General features: G+C 75.1%; 16 protein-coding genes. 7 read left to right on the top strand and 9 right to left on the bottom strand.

Annotation, left to right across the window (positions count from 1 at the left end; genetic code table 11):
- Positions 1–61: 61 nt before the first annotated feature.
- A complete protein-coding gene (gene ilvD, locus BM142_RS08535) occupies positions 62–1,786 on the bottom strand; it encodes a dihydroxy-acid dehydratase (protein WP_175527166.1) in 1,725 nt (574 codons plus the stop codon).
- Between the two features lie 84 nt (positions 1,787–1,870).
- On the opposite strand from ilvD, the gene BM142_RS08530 reads away from it, so the two are divergent.
- Positions 1,871–2,716 (top strand): helix-turn-helix transcriptional regulator, encoded by an 846-nt coding sequence (locus BM142_RS08530; RefSeq protein ID WP_092196343.1) that lies wholly within the window; start codon positions 1,871–1,873, stop codon positions 2,714–2,716.
- Complete coding sequence (locus tag BM142_RS08525; RefSeq protein WP_254790672.1) at positions 2,713–3,093, top strand: PH domain-containing protein; 381 nt, start codon at positions 2,713–2,715, stop codon at positions 3,091–3,093. The genes BM142_RS08530 and BM142_RS08525 overlap by 4 nt, the downstream gene beginning before the upstream one ends.
- Here BM142_RS08525 and BM142_RS08520 read toward each other — a convergent pair.
- A complete protein-coding gene (locus BM142_RS08520) occupies positions 3,087–4,031 on the bottom strand; it encodes a 2-hydroxyacid dehydrogenase (protein ID WP_092196342.1) in 945 nt (314 codons plus the stop codon). The genes BM142_RS08525 and BM142_RS08520 overlap by 7 nt on opposite strands.
- Before the next feature lie 48 nt (positions 4,032–4,079).
- Here BM142_RS08520 and BM142_RS08515 point away from each other — a divergent pair, with 48 nt between their 5' ends.
- Both BM142_RS08515 and BM142_RS08510 read left to right on the top strand, forming a co-directional pair.
- Positions 4,080–5,249, top strand: coding sequence for a PQQ-dependent sugar dehydrogenase (locus BM142_RS08515; protein WP_254790671.1), 1,170 nt, complete (start codon positions 4,080–4,082; stop codon positions 5,247–5,249).
- A gap of 93 nt (positions 5,250–5,342) precedes the next feature.
- Positions 5,343–7,004, top strand: coding sequence for an HNH endonuclease signature motif containing protein (locus BM142_RS08510; protein ID WP_175527165.1), 1,662 nt, complete (start codon positions 5,343–5,345; stop codon positions 7,002–7,004).
- 34 nt (positions 7,005–7,038) lie between these two features.
- Here the strand turns inward: BM142_RS08510 and gatB are convergent, their stop codons facing one another.
- Genes gatB through gatC form a run of 4 tightly spaced genes read right to left on the bottom strand, consistent with a single transcriptional unit; the run spans position 7,039 to position 10,554 of the window.
- Complete coding sequence (gatB, locus tag BM142_RS08505; protein ID WP_092196340.1) at positions 7,039–8,541, bottom strand: Asp-tRNA(Asn)/Glu-tRNA(Gln) amidotransferase subunit GatB; 1,503 nt, start codon at positions 8,539–8,541, stop codon at positions 7,039–7,041.
- Positions 8,538–8,732: a hypothetical protein gene (locus BM142_RS08500; RefSeq protein WP_092196339.1), complete on the bottom strand. Its 195-nt coding sequence runs from the start codon at positions 8,730–8,732 to the stop codon at positions 8,538–8,540. The genes gatB and BM142_RS08500 overlap by 4 nt, the downstream gene beginning before the upstream one ends.
- Positions 8,729–10,258 (bottom strand): Asp-tRNA(Asn)/Glu-tRNA(Gln) amidotransferase subunit GatA, encoded by a 1,530-nt coding sequence (gene gatA / locus BM142_RS08495; protein WP_092196338.1) that lies wholly within the window; start codon positions 10,256–10,258, stop codon positions 8,729–8,731. The genes BM142_RS08500 and gatA overlap by 4 nt, the downstream gene beginning before the upstream one ends.
- Positions 10,255–10,554, bottom strand: a complete 300-nt coding sequence (gene gatC / locus BM142_RS08490) for an Asp-tRNA(Asn)/Glu-tRNA(Gln) amidotransferase subunit GatC (protein WP_092196472.1) — start codon at positions 10,552–10,554, stop codon at positions 10,255–10,257. Before gatC ends, gatA begins: the two co-directional genes overlap by 4 nt.
- Positions 10,555–10,783: 229 nt before the next feature.
- On the opposite strand from gatC, the gene BM142_RS08485 reads away from it, so the two are divergent.
- From BM142_RS08485 to BM142_RS08475, 3 genes are all read left to right on the top strand, one after another.
- Positions 10,784–11,467: an ACT domain-containing protein gene (locus BM142_RS08485; RefSeq protein ID WP_092196337.1), complete on the top strand. Its 684-nt coding sequence runs from the start codon at positions 10,784–10,786 to the stop codon at positions 11,465–11,467.
- 74 nt (positions 11,468–11,541) lie between these two features.
- Entirely contained in the window at positions 11,542–13,602 is a 2,061-nt protein-coding gene (locus tag BM142_RS08480) for an AAA family ATPase (protein WP_217640642.1), read from the top strand.
- A gap of 86 nt (positions 13,603–13,688) precedes the next feature.
- A complete protein-coding gene (locus tag BM142_RS08475; protein WP_092196335.1) occupies positions 13,689–15,107 on the top strand; it encodes an FAD-dependent oxidoreductase in 1,419 nt (472 codons plus the stop codon).
- A 4-nt stretch (positions 15,108–15,111) separates the two neighbouring features.
- Here BM142_RS08475 and ligA read toward each other — a convergent pair whose 3' ends face one another.
- Genes ligA through mnmA form a run of 3 tightly spaced genes read right to left on the bottom strand, consistent with a single transcriptional unit; the run spans position 15,112 to position 19,501 of the window.
- A complete protein-coding gene (gene ligA, locus BM142_RS08470; RefSeq protein ID WP_254790670.1) occupies positions 15,112–17,262 on the bottom strand; it encodes an NAD-dependent DNA ligase LigA in 2,151 nt (716 codons plus the stop codon).
- A 55-nt stretch (positions 17,263–17,317) separates the two neighbouring features.
- Complete coding sequence (locus BM142_RS08465; RefSeq protein WP_092196471.1) at positions 17,318–18,355, bottom strand: methionine synthase; 1,038 nt, start codon at positions 18,353–18,355, stop codon at positions 17,318–17,320.
- A gap of 48 nt (positions 18,356–18,403) precedes the next feature.
- Positions 18,404–19,501: a tRNA 2-thiouridine(34) synthase MnmA gene (gene mnmA / locus BM142_RS08460; protein WP_092196333.1), complete on the bottom strand. Its 1,098-nt coding sequence runs from the start codon at positions 19,499–19,501 to the stop codon at positions 18,404–18,406.
- Position 19,502 lies beyond the last annotated feature (1 nt).

Raw genomic sequence — 19,502 nt, 5'->3', positions numbered from 1 at the left:
CCGTCGGGGTGACGCCCTCCCGGAGCCCGGTGACGTGCGGTCACCGGGTCCCCGGCCGCGCTCAGCCGCAGATGGCGCCCTGGGCCGCGGACCCGACGAGCTTGGCGTACTTGCCCAGCACCCCGGTGGTGTAGCGGGGCGGGAGCGGCTCCCAGCCCTCCCGGCGGCGCGCGAGTTCCGCCTCGTCGACCAGCAGGTCGAGGGTGCGCGCGGCGAGGTCGAGCCGGATGGGGTCCCCGTCGCGGACGAAGGCGATGGGGCCGCCGTCGGTGGCCTCCGGCGCGACGTGACCGATGCACAGACCGGTCGTGCCGCCCGAGAACCGGCCGTCGGTGAGCAGCAGGACGTCCTTGCCCAGCCCCGCCCCCTTGATCGCCCCGGTCACGGCCAGCATCTCGCGCATCCCCGGCCCGCCGCGGGGGCCCTCGTACCGGATGACCACGACGTCGCCGGGCCGGAGGGTGCCCTCGGTGACGGCGTCCATCGCGCCCTGCTCGCCGTCGAAGACCCGGGCGGTGCCCTCGAAGGTCGCCGAGTCGAACCCGGCCGACTTCACGACCGCGCCGTCGGGCGCCAGCGACCCACGGAGGATCGAGAGCCCACCGGTCGCGTGGATCGGGTCCTTCATCGCGTGGATGATCGCGCCGTCGGCGTCCGGCGGGGCGATCTCGGCCAGGTTCTCGGCCATGGTCTTCCCGGTCACGGTGAGCACGTCGCCGTGCAGCAGCCCGGCGTCGAGCAGCGCCCGCAGGACGACGGGGACGCCGCCGATCCGGTCGACGTCGGTCATGACGAAGCGGCCGAAGGGCTTGACGTCGGCCAGGAGCGGCGTCCGGTCCCCGATCCGGTTGAAGTCCTCCAGCTCGAGGTCCACCTGCGCCTCGTGCGCGATCGCCATCAGGTGCAGGACGGCGTTCGTCGACCCGCCCAGGGCCATGACGACGGTGATCGCGTTCTCGAACGCCTTCCTCGTCATGATCTGGCGCGCGGTGATGCCCTGGCGGAGCAGGTTCACGACCGCCTCGCCCGAGGCGACGGCGAAGGCGTCGCGGCGGCTGTCGGGAGCCGGCGGGGCGGCGCTCCCGGGCAGGGCCATGCCCAGGGCCTCGGCGACGCTGGCCATGGTGTTGGCCGTGTACATGCCGCCGCAGGACCCCTGACCGGGGCAGGCTGCCTTCTCGATCGCGGTCAGCTCGTCACGGCTGATCAGCCCGCGCGCGCACGCGCCGACGGCCTCGAAGACGTCGATGATGGTGAGGTCGCGATCGCCCAGCTTCCCCGGCATCGTCGAGCCGGAGTAGAGGAAGACGCTGGCCAGGTCGAGGCGGGCCGCGGCCATCAGCATCCCGGGCAGCGACTTGTCGCAGCCGGCCAGCAGGACCGAGCCGTCGAGCCGCTCGGCGAACATGACCGTCTCCACGGAGTCGGCGATGACCTCGCGGGACACCAGCGAGGCGCGCATGCCTTCGTGACCCATGGAGATGCCGTCGGAGACGGAGATGGTGCCGAACTCCATCGGGAAGCCGCCCGCGGCACGGACGCCGTCCTTGGCGCGCTTCGCGAGCCGGTCCAGTGACAGGTTGCAGGGGGTGATCTCGTTCCAGGACGAGGCGACGCCGATCTGCGGCTTGACCATGTCCTCGTCGCCCATGCCCACCGCGCGCAGCATGGCGCGGGCCGGGGCCTTGGCGTCCCCGTCGGTCACCTCGTAGCTGCGCGGCTTGAGCGGACTGCGCGTCGCGCTGGCGGAGTCGTTGCCCGGGATGAGGTCCTCGCCGATCGTCACGGGAGGGAATGCTAGGCCCGTTCGCCGGGTCCGCCGGAGGCGGGCTGATACTGGTACCGGTACCACCACCGGGAGGACGAGGACGTGACCGCCACCGCCCGCCGCGAGCTGGCCGAGTTCCTGGGCTCCCGCCGTCGCCAGCTGACCCCGGCGGCCGTCGGCCTCGCCCCGGGTGGCAACCGCCGGACGCCGGGGCTGCGCCGCGAGGAGGTCGCGCTGCTCGCCGGCGTGAGCCACACCTGGTACACGTGGCTCGAGCAGGGTCGCGACATCCGGCCGTCGCGCCAGGTGATGGACGCACTGGCCCGCACCCTGCAGCTCTCGGCGGCCGAGCACGAGTACCTGTTGCGGCTGTCCGGTCACGGCGGGGGGCTCCCGGCCGGCGCGGTCGAGGCGCTGCCGGTGCACCTGCAGCGGTTGATGGACGCCCTGGGCTCCTCCCCCGCCTACGCGATCACCTCGAGCTGGTCCATCGTGGGCTGGAACCGCGCCTACGAGCGGCTCTACCCGGGGGTGGCGACGGTTCCGGCCGCGGACCGGAACCTGCTGTGGGTGGTCTTCACCGATCCGGCCGTCCGCGACCTGCTGGGCGACTGGCCGACCGACAGCCGGCGCTTCCTCACCCAGTTCCGCGCCGAGGTGGGCCCCCGGCTGGCCGATCCGGACGTGGTCGACCTGGTCACCCGGCTGCAGTCGGTCAGCCCGGCGTTCGGCGAGGGGTGGGCCAGCCACGACGTCGACCGGTTCAGCTCCACCGAACGGCGCTTCGAGCACCCGGTGGTGGGCACGCTTGTGCTGGAACACCACCAGCTGACGCCGGCGGACGCCCCCGGCCTCCAGCTGGTCGTCTACACCGCCGCCGACGGCGACAGCGCGGCCAAGCTGGCACGGCTGGCCGGGGACGCCGTCTGGGAGGATCGGTCGCCGTGAGCTCCCCTGCCCGCCTGCGGATGAACCGGACGGCGCTGGTGCCGGTCGCCCTGCTGGCGCTGTGCACCGTGCCGCTGGCCTTCGCGGCCGGCTGGACCCCCGTCCTGCTGCTGATCCCGATCGCCGTGGCGCTGTGGGTGCTCCGCGTCGGGGTGGACGTCTCCGAGGAGGGCGTGACCGCGCGCTCGACGTTCGGCCAGCGGCACGTCCCCTGGCACGACGTCGCGGGGATCCGCGTCGCCCCGCGCGGCGATCTGCGGCTGGTGACCACGTCGGCCACGGAGATCCGGCTGCCCGTCGTGCGGGCCCGCGACCTGCCCCGCCTGGCCGAGGTCTCCGGCGGGCGGATCGCCGTCCCGGCGCCGCCCGCTCAGTAGCTGCCGACGACGTTCGCCAGCTCCTCGCCGGCGAGCACCCGCGCGACCTGGTCGGTGACCGCGGCCGTCGCCCGGGCGGCGGTCTGCGGGACGGCGCCACCGACGTGCGGGGTGAGCAGCAGCCCCGGCGCCGACCAGAGCGGGTGCCCCTCGGGCAGCGGCTCGGGGTCGGTCACGTCCAGGGCCGCGCGGAGCCGGCCCCGGGACAGCTCGGCGAGGAGGGCGTCGGTGTCGACGACCACGCCGCGGGCGGCGTTGACCAGCAGCGCGTCGTCGGCCATCGCGGCCAGGAAGCCGGCGTCCACCATGCCCGTCGTCTCGGGCGTCACGGGCACGACGAGGACGACGACATCGGCGTGCGGGAGCAGGCCGGGGAGCTCCGCCATCCCGTGCACGCCGTCCCGGGCGGTCCGTCCGACGTAGTCGAGCTCGACGTCGAACCCGGCCAGCATCCGCCCGATCGCCCGGCCGATGTCCCCGGCACCGACGACCAGGACGCGGGCGCCGACCAGGGAGCGGTGGGTGCCGGGCGACCAGCGTCCGGCGCCCTGCTCGCGGACGAAGAACGGGAGGCCGCGCTGGGCGGCCAGCATCGCGGCGACCGCCCACTCCGCAGTCGACGGGGTGTGCGCGCCACGGGCGTTGCAGAGCAGGACCCCCGCCGGGAGCCGGCCGACGAACCGCTCCGCCCCCGCCGTGAGCAGTTGGACGAGGCCGAGGCGGGGCAGCCCCACGAAGGCGTCCGGCGGCGCCCCGGGCCCACCCGCGCGCGGCACCCAGATCCTGGCCAGGGCGGCGTCCCCGCTCGGTGGGCCGTCCGCGGGGTCGACGCGGTGGGCACGGACGCGGGGGGAGACGGACTCCACGGCCGTCCCGACGGCCCGGGACGGGACGAGGACGTGCAGGATCTCGTCGGCCCCGAGCGGCAGGTGCGGCACGCCCGGACTCTAGGCGGCCGGGGGTCCGGCGCACGTACTGTCGTGGTCGTGGGACGACGGACCGCGGCACGGCTGATCGCCACGGCGATGACCGTCGGCCTGCTCACCGCGTGCGGGAGCGACGGCTACCGACCGGCCGGCCCGTTCCGCCCGGTGCCCGAGGGCGCCCCGCCGGAGGTGGGCCCGCCCTCGTCGAGCGCGCCGATGCCGCGCGACCCCGCGCAGCCGGGGGCCGGTGAGGACGGCGGCGACCCGAACGTGGTCGCCTCCGGGCTGGCCGTCCCGACCGGGCTGGTCCTGCTGCCGGACGGGAGCGCGGTGGTCGGTGAGCGCGACACCGGCCGGCTGGTCCAGGTGTTCGCCGACCGCTCCCCCGCCCGGGAGCTGATGACGGTCCCGGGGATCGACCCGTCCGGCGACGGCGGCCTCCTCGGCCTGGCGGTCTCGCCCACGTTCCTCGAGGACGGCCTGTTCTACGCCTACGTGTCCACCGCGACCGACAACCGGGTGGTGCGCTTCCCGCTCGGGGGCACGCCGAACCCGGTGCTGACCGGCATCCCCCGCGGCGAGCGGCACAACGGCGGCGGCCTGGTGTTCGCCCCCGACGGCACGCTGTTCGTCGGCACCGGGGACGTCGGGGACCCCGCGCTGGCCCGTGACCCGAACTCGCTGGCGGGGAAGGTCCTGCACATCGACGTCTTCGGCCGCGCGGTGGGCGGGACACCGGTGCACACCGTCGGCCACCGCGACGTGACGGCGCTGTGCCAGTCGGTGCAGTCCGGCGGCACCGGCGCCCCCGGCGAGGAGAGCGCTCCCGCGACGACCCTCTACGCGACCGACGACGCCGCGCAGGGCCCGGATGCGGTGGACCTGGTGACCGCCGGTGCCGACTACTCCGTGGTGCCACCCCTGGTCGAGATCCCCGCCGAGGAGGGCGGCCCGGGCGGGTGCGCCGCGGCCGGTGGCGCGATCTTCGTCGGCACGCTGGACGGCCAGCGGGTGCACGCCTTCGCCCTCGACGGCACCGGCGCGGTGGTCGGCGAGCCGGAGGAGTTCCTGGTCGGGCAGTACGGCCGGCTGCGCACGGTCGTCCCCGATCCCGAGGGCGCGCTGTGGATCACCACCTCCAACCGCGACGGCATCGGCACGCCGGTCGAGGCCGACGACCGGGTGCTCCGGATCCTGCCGCCGTCCGCGGCCGGCACCTCCCCGCTCTGACCGCGGCAGCGCGCTGGGCCGGACGGCGACGGAGCCGCCCGCAACCCCAACCGTGGACCGGAAATGTCGGACCACTCGCCTACGCTCGATCATGTGTTCGACGGCGGTGGGTTCGGGGTCGGGATGACGGTCATCCCGGTCGGCGCCCTGCCCTGGGGCGGCGACCTGCCACCGGCGGACGTGCTGCCGGCCGGGGTGGTGGCCCGACCGAGCCGACTGGGCGAGATGCTGCCGGTGACTTCCCGCGAGGACTCCTCGATCGCGGTCGAGCTGCAGCGGATCACCCGGCTGGAGGCCCAGCTGGCCGCCTACCGGGCGGAACTGGTCACCGAACTGGCCGTGCGCCGCCCCGATGCCGCCGACCGGCAACCCGGGGAGCCCGGCGCCGCCTCCCCCGGCTGGGCGCCGGGCCCGGGCGGGGAGCAGGTCCCGGGGGTGAGCGAGTTCTTCGCCGACGAGCTGGCCATGATCGGCAACTGCTCCCGCACCGCGGCCACCACGCTGGCCGAGCACTGCCTGCTGCTCACCCGTGTGCTGACCGCCACCTGGGCGGCGCTGGCCGATGGCCGGCTGGACTGGCCGCGGGCCCGGGCCCTGGCCGCTGAGCTGGCTGCCGCCGCCCGGGAGGTCGAGCCCGGCCTGCTGGCCCAGGTCGAGGCCGCGGTGCTGCCCCGCGCGCACCGGCTGAGCATCCGCGGGTTGCAGGCCGCCGCCCGCACCGAACTGCTGCGCCTGGACCCGGCCGCGGCCGACCGGCGCCGGAAGCGGGCCACCCGCGACGCCGACGTCACCGTCCGCCCGCTGCCCGACGGGATGGCCGAGCTGTCGGTGTTCCTGCCGCATCCGATGGCGACGACGATCCACCAGACCCTGGATCGCTACGCCCGGATGGCCAAGGCCGACGGGGACGAGCACCGGATCGGGCAGCTGCGGGTCGGCGTGCTCTACGACCTCATCACCCGCCCCTGGGACACCAGCCGCGCGCCGGTCACCGCCACCCTCACCGTGCTGGCCCCGCTGGGCACCCTGCGCACGGGCGCGGCCGGCCACGACGCCTGCGCCTTCGGCCACCTCCCTGCCGACCACCGCACCGGCACCGGGGAGACGCCTGCCGACGGCTGCGCCGGGGGGTGCGGACGGGCGGAACCGGCGGAGGCGGACGGGCAGCCGATCACCGCCGCCCACCTGCGCGACCTGCTCGAACAGCTCGACGCCCTGTGCCCGGGTGGTCTGCAGGCCCCGGCCGGCGGCGCCCTGCACCTCGCCCTCACCGACCCGGTCAGCGGCCGGTTGCGGGCGACCGTCACCCACGCCGAACTCGAGCGCCTGGCCCGCCGCGGCTGCCCCGAGCACCCCGACGGCGCCACTAGGAACGGCACCGAGACCTGCGACTGCCCGGTCCTGGACCGCCCATCCCCGGTCGACCGCTACCGGCACACCCCCGCCCAGGAACGCTTCGTCACCACCCGTGACCGCACCTGCCGCCACCCCGGCTGCCACAACCGGGCCGCCTGGGCCGACCTGGACCACGTCCTCGCCCACGCCGACGGCGGCGCCACCGCCTGCGAGAACCTCTGCTGCCTGTGCCGCCGGCACCACCGGCTCAAGACCCACGCCACCGGCTGGACCTTCACCATGACCGACGACGGCACCCTCACCGTCACCACACCCAGCGGCGTCACCCGCACCACCCGACCACCCGGCCTCGCCGGACCCGACGACCCGGTCGACCACGACGAACCGGCCCCCTTCTGAGGCCATGCCGGGGTCCGGTCGAGCCAGCACGGTGTCAGGAGACGGTGAGCCGCTCCTCGAGCATCCGCTTCACGGTGGCGGCGTCGGCCTGGCCGCGGGTGGTCTTCATGACCGCGCCGACCAGGGCACCGATGGCCTGCACCTTGCCGCCGCGCACCTTGTCCGCGACGTCGGGGTTGGCCTCGATCGCGGCGTCGACGGCGGCGACGAGCTCGTCGGACTCGCCCATCACGGCCAGCCCGCGGGCCTCCACGACCTGCGCGGGGCTCCCCTCGCCGGCCAGCACGCCGTCGAGCGCCTGCCGGGCCAGCTGGTCGTTGATGGTGCCGGCGGAGATGAGGCCGATCAGCTCGGCGACCTGCGGTGGGGTGACGGCCAGCTCGGCCAGCTCCGTGCCGGCGTCGTTCGCCCGCCGGGCGAGCTCACCCAGCCACCACTTGCGGGCGTCGGAGGGCGCGGCACCGGCGGCCACGGTGTCGCTGACCAGCTCGACGGCACCAGCGTTGACCAGCCAGGCCATCTCGGTCGGCGAGATCCCCCACTCGTCGGAGAGCCGTGCCCGGCGGGCCGCGGGCAGCTCCGGCAGGCCGGCCTTCAGCTTGCCGACCCACTCCTCGTCGGGAGCGACGGGCACGAGGTCGGGCTCGGGGAAGTACCGGTAGTCGGTGGCCTCCTCCTTGCTGCGACCGGGCGAGGTGGTCCCCGTGTCCTCGTGGAAGTGCCGGGTCTCCTGCAGCACCCGCCCGTCGGTGTCCAGGACGGCGGCCTGGCGGCGCATCTCGAACCGGACGGCGCGCTCCACCGACCGGAGCGAGTTCACGTTCTTGGTCTCGGTGCGGGTGCCCCACTCCAGGCTGCCGATCGGCGCGAGGGAGGTGTTCACGTCGCAGCGCAGGTTCCCCTGCTCCATGCGGACCTCGGAGACCCCCAGGGCGAGCAGGATCTCGCGCAGCTCGGTCACGTAGGCCTTGGCCACCTCGGGGGCCTTCGCCCCGGCGCCCGGGATGGGCCGGGTGACGATCTCCACCAGCGGAATGCCCGCGCGGTTGTAGTCGATCAGCGAGTGGTCGGCGCCGTGGATGCGCCCGGTGGACCCTCCGACGTGCAGGTTCTTGCCGGTGTCCTCCTCCAGGTGCACCCGCTCGACCTCCACGCGGTAGGTCTCCCCGTCGACCTCGACGTCGAGGTGCCCGGCGGTGCACAACGGCTCGTCGTACTGGGTGGTCTGGAAGCCCTTGGGGATGTCCGGGTAGAAGTAGTTCTTCCGCGAGAACCGCGCCCAGGTGGCGATCCGGCAGCCCAGCGCCAGGCCGATCCGGATCGTCGACTCGATCGCCATCTCGTTGGCCACCGGCAGCGAGCCGGGCAGGCCCAGGCAGACCGGGCAGGTCTGGGTGTTCGGCTCCGCACCGAAGGTCGTCGAGCAGCCGCAGAACATCTTCGACGCGGTGCCGAGCTCGACGTGGGTCTCCAGGCCGATCACCGGCTCGTAGCGGGTGAGGACCTCGTCGAAGTCGACCAGCTTGTCGGTGGTCACGGGGTGGGGCCCTTCTCGGAGGTGGGGCGGTCCGGCGGGGTGCGGAGGGCGAACACCGCACCCACGGCCGTCACGACGCCCAGGACGATGAAGACGGCGAAGACGGGGCGGCCGGTGACGATCCAGCCGACGATCCCGGCCACGATGACGAAGGCGGTGAGGCCCCAGGCGGCCTTGAGCGCGCCGTTCACGCGACACCACCGGCCGGCTGGGCGTCCCGGCGGGGCAGCTGGTCGAGGAAACGGGATCCGCGGGCGGCGTCCTGCGCGGCCTCCAGCGCGGCGGCCACCTGGTAGCAGCGGTCGTCGGCCAGCGCCGGCGCCATGATCTGGAACCCGACGGGGAGTCCGTCGGACAGCCCGCACGGGACCGAGATGGCCGGCACCCCCGCCAGGCTGGCCGGCAGCGTGCAGAGGTCCGCGGCGTACATGGCCACCGGGTCGTCGACCCGCGAGCCGAGCGGGAAGGCGACCGTCGGCGTCGTGGGGCTGACCAGGACGTCCACCTGGTCGAAACCGGCCGTGAAGTCGCGCGAGATGAGCGTGCGGACCTTCTGCGCCTGGCCGTAGTAGGCCTCGTAGTAGCCGCTGGACAGCGCGTAGGTGCCCAGGATGATCCGGCGCTTCACCTCGGCGCCGAAGCCCTGCTCGCGGGTGAGCGCCATGACCTCGTCGAGGTCGCGGTCGCCGTCGTCGCCAACGCGGAGCCCGTACCGGACGCCGTCGAACCGGGAGAGGTTGGACGACGCCTCGCTCGGGGCGATCAGGTAGTAGGCCGGCAGCGCCAGGTCGAACGCGGGGCAGGAGACCTCGCGGACCTCCGCACCCATCCCCTCCAGCAGCGCGACGGCCTCGGCCACGCGGGCCAGCACGCCCTCCTCGTAGCCGTCGGTGTGCCCCTCGCCCCCCAGTTCCCGGACGATCCCGACCCGCAGTCCGGAGAGGTCGCCCCCGGCGCCGCGGCGCGCCGACTCGGCGAGCACCGGCACGGGGGCGTCGATGCTCGTGGAGTCCAGCGGGTCGTGCCCGCCGATCGCCTCGTGGAGCAGGGCGGCGTCCAGGACCGTGCGGGCCATCGGGCCGGCCTGGTCCAGGCTCGAGGAGAAGGCGATGAGCCCGTAGCGGGAGACCGACCCGTAGGTCGGCTTGTGCCCCACCAGCCCGGTCAGGGCCGCCGGCTGGCGGATGGAGCCGCCGGTGTCGGTGCCGATCGCCCACGGGGCCAGGCCGGCCGCGACTGCCGCCGACGAACCGCCGGAGGAGCCACCGGGGATCCGCTCGGGGTCCCAGGGGTTGCGGGTGACGCGATAGGCCGAGTTCTCCGTGGAGGAGCCCATGGCGAACTCGTCCATGTTGGTCTTGCCCAGGAGCACGGTGTCGGCGGCCTTGAGGCGCGCGGCGACCGTGCCGTCGTAGGGCGGCTCCCAGCCCTCGAGGATCCGCGAGCCGCTGGTGGTCGGGACCCCCTGGGTGACGACGACGTCCTTGAGCGCGACGGGGATGCCGGCCAGGCCGGTGCCGGCCGTGCCCGCCTCGTCGATCGCGGTGGCCCGGCCCAGGGCGGCCTCCGGGTCGACGTGCAGGTAGGACCCGAGCTCCGCGTCCTCGGCCGCGATGCGGTCCAGGTACGCCTGCGTCAGCTCGACGCTGGTCGTGCCGCCCTCGAGCAGGACGGCCTGCAGGGTCGCCGCGTCGGACGTGGTCAGGTCGCGGCTCACGCCTCCTCCCCCAGGATGCGCGGTACGCGGAAGCGACCGTCCTCCGCTGCGGGTGCTCCGGCGAGCACGACCTCGGGGGCGAGGCTGGGCCGGACGACGTCGGCACGGAAGACGTTGGTCATGGGCACCGCGTGGGTGGTCGGGGGCACGTCCTCGACGCCGGCCCTGCCGACCTGGGCGACGGCGTCCAGCACCGCGGCGAGCTGACCGGCGAAGAGGTCGAGCTCCTCGTCGGTCACCGCCAGCCGGGCCAGGCGCGCCAGGTGGGCGACATCCTTGCGGGAGAGCGTGCTCATGCTGGGGTGGAACTCCACTTCGCCGTGCTGTCTCGGCTCGGGTCTCGGCCGGGTACGTGACCGGGCCACTCTACGTGGGCGGTTCCGCCGGCCTGCGCCGCGGAACCGGCGTGAGAGGCTGCACCGGACGCGATCGACGGAGATCGAGCAAGGACCCCCTCCTCCCCACCGCCCGCAGGCTCGCGGCGGGCCCTGGACGGGGCCGGAAGCCCACGACCCGGAGGAAGCCGTGTCCTATCTCCTGCGCCTGGTGGTACCCGACCGGCCCGGCATCCTGGGCGCCGTCGCCACGGCGCTCGGCACCGCCGGGATCGACATCCTGTCCCTCGACGTCCTGGAGCGCGGCAACGGGGTGGCGGTCGACGACGTCGTCGTGGACCTCCCACCCGGCCGGCTGCCGGACAGGCTGATCACCGCGGCGCAGGCGGTGCCCGGGGTGTCGGTCGAGTCGCTGCGCCCCTTCGCCGGGCCGCTGGACACCCACCGGGAGCTGGAGCTGCTCGACGGGCTGGCCCGCGCGGCCGAGGGCACCTCGGCCAAGCTGCTCGCGGCGGAGCTGCCCCGCGTCCTGCACAGCGGCTGGGCCGCCGTGCTGTCCCCGGCTCAGGACCCGACGGACGGCGGCCGGCCCTGGGTGGTGTCGGCGGCCTCGGACGCGGCGCCCACCTTCGACGGGCTCACCCTGCCGTGGATGCCGCTGACCGGTCCCTGCCTGCTGCCCAGCGAGGACCCGTGGGTGCCCGAGCGCTGGCAGGAGATGGCCATCGAGATGATGGCCGCGCCCTACGGCCGGCCCGGGTGCGCGGTCGTGCTCGGCCGTTCCGGCGGCCCCCCGTTCCGCCGTTCGGAGCTGCTCCGGCTCGCCCACCTGACGGGTATCGCCACCACCGTGGCATCGCTTCCCCCGGCCTGACCCCGCGCCGGGCGGTTCCGCTCCCGGCCGGGATGCGGTGCAATCGCTGCGACGCGAGCGAGTGGGTGGCGACGATGCGACTCGGCGATGTGCTCGACGCGGCGGGGAGCCGCGCCTTCGTCGGCCGCGCCCGGGAGCTGGCCGCGTTCTCCGACGCGCTGGCCGGACGCTCGCCCCGCCGGCTGTTCCTGGTCCACGGGGTCGGTGGCATCGGCAAGTCCACCCTGCTGGGCCGGTTCCGCGCGGACGCCACCAGGGCCGGCCGGCCCGCCGTGCTGATCGACGGCCGCGAGGTCGACCCCTCCCCCGACGGGATCCGGGCCGCCCTGGGCCAGGCGCTGTCCGACCCGTCGCTGCCGCTCGACGCCCTGCGCGGGCTGGCCCTGCTCGTGGACCACTACGAGCAGCTGACCGCCGCCGACGCGTGGCTGCGGCGGGAGCTGCTGCGCGAGCTCCCGGACGACGCGGTGGCGGTGCTGGCCGGCCGGGACGTCCCCGATCCCGCCTGGCGACGACTGCCCGGGTGGTCCGAACTCGGCACGGCGGTCCGGCTCGACGGCCTGACCGCGGCCGAGAGCGCCGAGCTGCTCCTCCGCGCCGGGGTGCCCGGCGAGCGGCGGGCCGCCCTGGTGGCGCTGTCCCGGGGGCACCCGCTCGCCCTCGCCCTGCTCGCGGAGGCGGCCGCCGACGGGCCGCTCCCCGAGGTGCTCGCTGATGCTCCGGACCTGGTGTCCGCGCTGCTCGAGTGCGTCGTGAGCCAGGTCCCGGACGAGGTGCACGCGACGGGCCTGGCGACGTGCACGGTGGCGTGGTCGACGACGGAGGACCTGCTCGGTGCCACCGTCGGCGACGCCGCCCCTCGGGTCTGGGACTGGCTGGCCCGCCAGCCCTTCGTCGCCCGGGGTGCGCGCGGCCTGGTCCTCCACGACCTCGCCCGCGACGTGCTGACGGCGGAGCTCGAACGGCGGTCCCCCGAGCGGCAGCAGCGACTGCACCGCATCGTGCACGACCGTGTCGTGGCCGAGATCCGGTCCGACGTCGGCCCCGACCGGCAGCACCCGGCACAGCAACTCCTCTTCCTGCACCGGCACAGCCCGCTGACCAGCACGCTCGGGACACTGCGCAGTCGCGGATCGGCCGCCGTCGCCGCGGGCTCCCCTGCCGACCACCCGGCCGTGCTGGCGATCATCGAGCGGTTCCTCGGCCCGGGCGACGCCGATCTGGCCCGCGGCTGGCTGCGCGACGCGCCGGAGGCCCTGCAGGTCGTCCGGCAGTCGGACGGCTTGTCCGCGTTCGCACTCAGTCTGCTGCTGCCCACCGGATCACCCCTCGAGCGCAGCGACCCGGCCGTGCGCGCGGCGCTCGAGCACGTCGAGCGGAGCGGTCCCGCCCGGCCGGGCGAGGAGATCCACGTCATCCGGTTCATGGGTGGCACCCAGGAGCACGAGCGCGACGTCTACGCCACGCTCGTGGCGTCGGTGGTGGCGCTGACCACCTGGCTCACCCGGCCGCTCGCGTGGTCGTTCACGGCGACGACGGACCCGGAGTTCTGGGCCCCGTTCTTCGACTACCTGGGCATGAGCCGGATCAGCGAGGTCCCGGTCGGCGCGCGGCCGCCCGTCCTCTACGGGATGGACTGGCGACGACTGCCCGTGGACAGCTGGATGGAGATGATGAACGACCGGGAGCGGACCGGCGCCTCCGGTCCGCCGCCGGCCCACCTCCTGCGGCCCGCGCCGCTCGGTCGCGACGCCTTCGCCACGGCTGTCCGCACGGCGCTGCGCGACCTGCACCGCGACGACCGGCTCGGCTCCGGCCCGCTCTTCGGCTCCCGGCTGGCGGTCGGCCCCGACGGACCGAGCCCCGTCCGGCTGCGCTCGGCCCTGGAGCGGGGAATCGCCGCCCTGGCCGGGCAGCCGCGCGGAGCGGAGCTGCGGCGGGTGCTGGACCGCACCTTCGTCCGGCCGGCACCGACCCAGGAGACGGCGGCCGAGGTGCTCGGACTGCCGTTCAGCACCTACCGGAGGCACCTGGCCACCGCCCTCGCCGAGCTGACCGAGCTGCTGTGGGCCGCGGAGATCGGCGCGATCACCCTGCCCGAGGATCGCCCGCCGCCGGGTGCGGGCAGGAACTGAGCACCGATCGACCAGCGTCCGGTCTGGAGACCGGGCACCCGCCGCCGCCACCCTCCCGGCATCAGTCACGAGGAAGGGGACGCGAGATGGCGACAGTGGTGGTGCTCGGCGCCGGCATGACCGGCCTGACCACGGCGATGCTGCTGGCGAGGGACGGGAACCGGGTCACGGTCCTGGAGCGCGACCCTGCTCCTCCGGGAGACGCGGTCTGGACGGCGTGGCAGCGACCGGGGGTGAGCCAGTTCCGGCACCCGCACCTCGTGCTGCCCCGGTGGCACCGGGAGATGGAGGAGGCGCTGCCCGAGGTCGTCGACGAGCTCGTGGCGTCGGGCGGGCGGCCGCTCAACCTGATCGCGATGCTGCCGGAGCGGGTGCGCGGGCCGCTGCGGGACAGCGACCGGCAGTTCGACACGGTGACGGCCCGGCGGCCGGTGCTGGAGGCGGCGGTCGCCGCGGTGGCCGGGCGGACGGCCGGCCTGACGGTCCGACGCGGGGCCGGCGTCGCCGGTGTGTCCACCGGGACCGGCGAGCTGCCGGGGGTGCCGCACGTCACCGGCGTGCGGCTGACCGACGGCGGGACGGTCCCGGCCGACCTGGTCGTCGACTGCACCGGCGGCAGGTCCCGCCTGGGGAGCTGGCTGACCGCGGTCGGCGCGCGCCGGCCGGCGGGAGAACGGGACACCGCAGGGTTCGTCTACTACGCCCGCCACTTCCGCGCGCCGGCCGACCGGCAACCGGCCGTCCTCACCCGCCCGCTGCAGCACTACGACTCCCTGTCCCTGCTCACGCTGCCGGCCGACCACGGCACCTGGGCCGTCGCGATCGTCACCAGTTCGGCCGATCGGCGGCTGCGGGCACTGCGGGATCCCGCCGTCTGGCAGTCGGTGCTCGCCCGCTATCCCCTCGCCGCGCACTGGGGGTCGACCACGCACGGGGCCGAGCCGATCACCGGGGTCGACGTGATCGCCGGTCTGCAGGACCGCTCCCTGCGGCTGGTCGTCGACGGCGACCCCGTCGCCACGGGCCTCGTCGCGGTCGGCGACGCCTGGGGAACCACCAATCCGGCGCTGGGCCGGGGGCTGTCGATCGGCCTGGTGCACGCGCGGGTCCTCCAGCAGCTGCTGCGCGAGGTGGACCCGGTGGACGCGGAGAAGCTCGCCCGCCGTTTCGACGAGGTCACGGCGGCGGAGGTCGAACCGCTGCACCGCATGACGGTGGCCTCCGACCGGCACCGTCTGGCGGAGCTGGCCGGGGATCTCAGCGGGGTCCCCTACGAGACCGACGACCCGGGGTGGGCGATGACGCGGGCCCTGACGGCGGCTGCCGCGGTGGACACCGACGCCGTCCGGATGGGCACGAGCATCGGCTCCCTGCTGGCGACCCCGGGCCAGCTCTTCGCCGACCCGGCCGTGGCCGGACGGATCATGGCGCTGGGGGCGGGCGCCCCGCGGTACCCGATGCCGGGGCCGGACCGCGCGGGCCTGCTCGCCGCGATGGACGGGTGACCGCTCAGGCCCCGGGGTCGCTCCCGTCGCCGATCGTGGCGACGGCATGCGCGGCCTCGGGGCCGTCGGCCAGGAGCACCGCGAAGCCGTCGTCGTCGAGGATCGGCGCCTTCACCTGCACGGCCTTGTCGTACTTGCTGCCCGGGTCCGCACCCACCACGACGAAGCCGGTCTTCTTCGAGACCGAGCCGGTGACCTTGCCACCCCGCTCCTGGATGGCGGCGATCGCCTGGTCCCGGCTGTGGTCGCGCAGCGACCCGGTGACGACCACGGTGACGCCGGTCAGCGGCCCCGGGCCTGCGTCGCTGCCCTCGTCCACCATGCGGACGCCCGCCTGGCGCCACTTCTCGACCACGTCGCGGTGCCAGTCGACGTCGAACCAGTCCCGCACCGAGCGCGCGATGGTGGGGCCGACCCCGTCGGCGGCCGCGAGCTCCTCCTCCGACGCATCCCGGATCCGGTCCAGCGACCGGAAGTCGCGGGCCAGCGCCTGCGCGGCCGTCGGGCCCACGTGCCGGATGGACAGCGCCACGAGCACCCGCCACAGCGGGACGTCCTTGCGGCTCTGCAGGTTGGCGAGCAGCTTGCTCCCGTTCGCCGACAGGGTGCCGTCCTTCTTCGTGAAGAACCCCGACCGCTGCAGCTGCTCGGCGTCGAGGAAGAAGACGTCGCCCTCGTCCTGCAGCAGCCCGCTCTGCAGCAGCGCCGTCGCGGCCTCGTAGCCCAGGTTCTCGATGTCGAAGGCGCCGCGGCCCGCGACGTGGAACACCCGCTCCCGCAGCTGTGCGGGGCACGACCGGGCGTTGGGGCAGCGGATGTCGGCGTCGCCCTCCTTCTCCGGACGCAGCTCCGTGCCGCACTCGGGGCAGTGCGTGGGCATGACGAACTCGCGCTCGTCGCCGGTGCGCGCGGCGACCACCGGGCCGAGCACCTCGGGGATGACGTCGCCGGCCTTGCGGATGACCACCGTGTCGCCGATCAGCACGCCCTTGCGCCGGACCTCGCTCGCGTTGTGCAGCGTGGCCAGCTGCACGGTGGACCCGGCGACCTTGACCGGCTCCATGTAGGCGAACGGGGTGACCCGTCCGGTGCGGCCCACGTTCACCCGGATGTCGAGGAGCTTCGTCGTCGCCTCCTCCGGCGGGTACTTGAAGGCGATGGCCCACCGGGGGGCACGCGAGGTCGACCCGAGCCGGCGCTGCAGGGCGTACTGGTCGACCTTGACGACGACGCCGTCGATCTCGTGCTCGACCGAGTGCCGCTGCTCCTTGGTCTGCTCGATGAACGCCCACACCGCCTCGAGGTCGTCGACCACCCGGTACCGGTCGCTCACCGGGAGGCCGAGGTCGCGCAGCCGTGCGTAGGCCACCGACTGGCGGTCGGCGTCGAAGCCGCGGTGCGCCCCGACGCCGTGCACCACCAGGCGCAGCGGCCGGGAGGCGGTGACCTTCGGGTCCTTTTGCCGGAGGGAGCCGGCCGCGGCGTTGCGGGGATTGGCGAACGGCGCCTTGCCCTGCTCCACCATGCCGGCGTTGACGTCGGCGAAGGCGGCCACCGGGAAGTAGATCTCGCCGCGCACCTCGAGCAGTTCCGGGACGGCGTCGCCGGTCAGCTGCTGGGGGACGTTCGCCATCGTGCGGACGTTCGCGGTGACGTCCTCGCCGGTCGTCCCGTCGCCCCGGGTGGCTGCCCGGACCATGCGGCCCTGCTCGTAGACGATGGCGACGGCGACGCCGTCGACCTTCAGCTCGCACAGGTAGCTCGCCCCGGCCGCGCCCTCGCGCTCCACGCGGGCGGCCCACGCGGAGAGCTCGTCGCCGGAGAAGGCGTTGTCCAGGCTCTGCATGCGTTCGAGGTGCTGCACGGGCGCGAACGTCGCGGTGAACCCGCCGTTGACCTTCTGGCTGGGTGAGTCCGGGGTGACCAGCGCCGGGTGGGCCGCCTCGACGGCCTTCAGCTCCGCCATCAGCTCGTCGTACTGACCGTCGCTGACCAGCGGCTCGTCGCGCACGTAGTAGGCGAAGGCGTACCGGTCCAGCTCCTCGGCCAGGTCGCGGTGCCGGGTGCGGGCGTCGTCGGGGACCTCGGTGACGTCCTGGCGGTCGACGGCGGCGCCTACCGCGGGGGCATCCATGTCGGTGGCATCCGTTGTCACGGGCGAACGGTATCCGGGGGGTACGACGGTCAACCGGGGTTCCCCCGGTCGTGGCTCACCCGGGGAGGAGGTACCTCGCGGCCTCGCGGACGTGCGCCATGGCCGCGCGTGCGTACGCCGGTGTCGCGCCGGCCAGGCCGCAGGACGGGGTGAGCGTCACCGCCCCGGCCAGGTCGTCGCCCGGGAAGCCCAGTTCCCGCCACCACGCCTGCACGCGGGACGCCGTCGCCTTCGCCGTCGGCAGCGTGGCGTCCGTGCCCGGGACGACTCCCGGGAACAGCCGGGTGCCCGCCTCGACGGCGGTGCCGAGGGCGTCCAGGTCCTGCACGAGGCCGAGGTCGAAGGAGAGGGCGGCTGCTCCCGCGGCACGGAACAGTCCCAGCGGCGCCCGGGGTGCGCAGCAGTGCGCGACGACCGGGACCGGCAGTCGGGAGACGAGGTCGGCCAGCTCCTGTTCGACGACGGCCGCCTCGATCGCCGCGAGCTTGCCGAAGCCGCTCACCGTCGGCAGCCCGCCCTGCAGGACGGCGGGGAGCGAGGGTTCGTCGAGCTGGACGACGACCGCGGCGCCGGGCACCCGCGCGGCGACGGCGGCGACGTGGGCGGTGAGCCCTTCCGCCAGTGACTGCGCGAGGTCGCGGCGGGCTCCGGCATCGACGACGGCCCGGTCGCCCCGGGTCCGCTCGAGACCGGCGGCCAGCGTCCACGGGCCCGCGGCCTGCACCTTGAACGGGCCGGTCCAGCGATCGGCGACGTCGTGCAGTGCGTCGAGGTCGCGCGCGAGGAGCTCCTCCGCGCGCCGCTGGTCGATCCCGGCGCGGGGGACCAGCCGCCAGCCGGCGGGCGTCAGGTCGAACGCGAGGTCGACCAGCAGGGCGGCGCTGCGGCCGATCAGGTCGGCGCCCGGGCCCCGGGCGGGCAGCTCCGGCAGGTGGGCGAAGTCGGGCAGCTCCCCCACGACCTGCCGGAGCGCCTCGGCCGGGTCCGCGCCGGGCAGGGAGCCGACGCCGGTGGCCGGCCCCCACGCGGTCGGGACCGGGGTCGCGTCGGCGGCGGCGTCGTCCCCGCGGGCGGGATCGGTCGGGGTGGTCACGACGGCGACGCTAGTCCGCCGGTCCGGGCCCGCGGCCGGGCGCACCGGTCAGCGGCGGACGCCGGCCTCCCGCTCGACCGCGGCCGTCACGGCCGCCTGCCCGAGGACGCGGTCCCCGCGGTCCGGGTCGGGCTCGTAGAACACCGCGGACTGCCCGGGGGCGACGCCCCGCTGCTGGTCGGCGAACTCGACCAGCAGGCCGCCGCCGTCGTCCGGGCGCACGCGGCAGGCCACCGGTGCGCCGTGGGCGCGCACCTGCACCTGGGCCGCGAAGGGCAGCTGCGGCGCACGGCCGGTCCAGGTGGGCGCGCCGGTGCGCACGGCCGGCACCCCGGCGAGGTCGGCCGTCCCGACGGTCACCGTGCGCGTCACCGGCTCGATGCCGAGGACGTACCGGGGGCGCTGGTCCCCCGCCGCGATGCCCAGACCGCGGCGCTGCCCGACGGTGAAGCCGTACGTCCCGTCGTGCTCGCCGACCTGTCGCCCGGTGGCCGCGTCGACGACCGGGCCGGGCTGGCTCCCCAGCCGCCGGGAGAGGAACCCGCGGGTGTCGCCGTCGGGGATGAAGCAGATGTCGTGCGAGTCGGGCTTGGCCGCGACGCCGAAGCCGCGCTCGGCCGCGATCTCGCGCACCCGGTCCTTGGTCATCCCGCCGAGCGGGAACATCGCCGCGGCCAGCTGCTCCGGCGTGAGGACGCCCAGCACGTAGGACTGGTCCTTGGCGGCGTCGACCGAACGCCGCAGCTCCGTGCCGTCGAGCCGCGCGTGGTGACCGGTGACGACGGCGTCGAAGCCCAGCCCCAGGGCCCGGTCCAGCACCGCGGTGAACTTGATCTTCTCGTTGCAGCGCAGGCACGGGTTCGGCGTGCGGCCGGCGGCGTACTCCGCCACGAAGTCGTCGACGACGTCCTCGGTGAACCGGTCGGCGAGGTCCCAGACGTAGAACGGGATGCCCAGTTCGTCGGCCACGCGCCGCGCGTCGTGGGAGTCCTCGACGCTGCAGCAGCCGCGCGATCCGCTGCGCAGCGTCTGCCGGTTCTGCGAGAGCGCCAGGTGGACGCCCGTGACGTCGTGCCCCGCGTCCACGGCCAGGGCAGCGGCCACCGCCGAGTCCACTCCCCCGCTCATGGCGGCCAGCACGCGCATG

The sequence above is a fragment of the Blastococcus tunisiensis genome (genome assembly GCF_900112815.1).
Taxonomy (GTDB): domain Bacteria; phylum Actinomycetota; class Actinomycetes; order Mycobacteriales; family Geodermatophilaceae; genus Blastococcus_B; species Blastococcus_B tunisiensis.
This window is presented reverse-complemented; position numbering and strand designations above follow the sequence as displayed.

Coding starts and splice junctions, on each gene's coding strand:
- gatC (WP_092196472.1), bottom strand. CDS start 10,554: ATGAGCACGCTCTCCCGCAAGGATGTCGCCCACCTGGCGCGCCTGGCC.
- BM142_RS08480 (WP_217640642.1), top strand. CDS start 11,542: ATGCGACTCGGCGATGTGCTCGACGCGGCGGGGAGCCGCGCCTTCGTC.
- BM142_RS08475 (WP_092196335.1), top strand. CDS start 13,689: ATGGCGACAGTGGTGGTGCTCGGCGCCGGCATGACCGGCCTGACCACG.
- mnmA (WP_092196333.1), bottom strand. CDS start 19,501: ATGCGCGTGCTGGCCGCCATGAGCGGGGGAGTGGACTCGGCGGTGGCC.